The organism is Xanthomonas cannabis pv. cannabis (assembly GCF_000802365.1).
GTDB lineage: Bacteria > Pseudomonadota > Gammaproteobacteria > Xanthomonadales > Xanthomonadaceae > Xanthomonas > Xanthomonas cannabis.
This window is the reverse complement of the sequence record NZ_JSZE01000241.1, coordinates 1-278: the sequence shown is the minus strand read 5'-3', so window position 1 is coordinate 278 and position 278 is coordinate 1. Positions and strand designations below refer to the sequence as shown.

At 62.9% G+C, this 278-nt stretch carries 1 protein-coding gene; it reads left to right on the top strand.

The genetic code is table 11. The annotated features are described in order from the left end of the window. Window positions 1–29 precede the first annotated feature (29 nt). Window positions 30–278: acyl carrier protein (locus OZ10_RS20245; protein ID WP_039566929.1), on the top strand; the 249-nt coding region annotated here is incomplete at its 3' end.

The window sequence follows — 278 nt, the reverse complement described above, 5'->3', positions numbered from 1 at the left end:
ATCCGACACTGCGCGAGCTGAGCGCGTGGATGCATGCGCGGCTGCCGGCCGTGCCGGCAAAGGCCGCCGGCAACGATGGTGCATCCTCTTCGGGTCCGGGCAATAGCACCATGCCAGCGCGCGACGGACTGCTCGACGGATTGCGCGCACCTTATGCTGCAGACGCTCTGGAGTCCGAACTTCGCGCACTGATCGCGCAAACGCTGAAGATGGAAGCGGAGGCGATTGCCTGCGATACACCGTTCAACGAATATGGCTTCGACTCGATCCTGTTGACC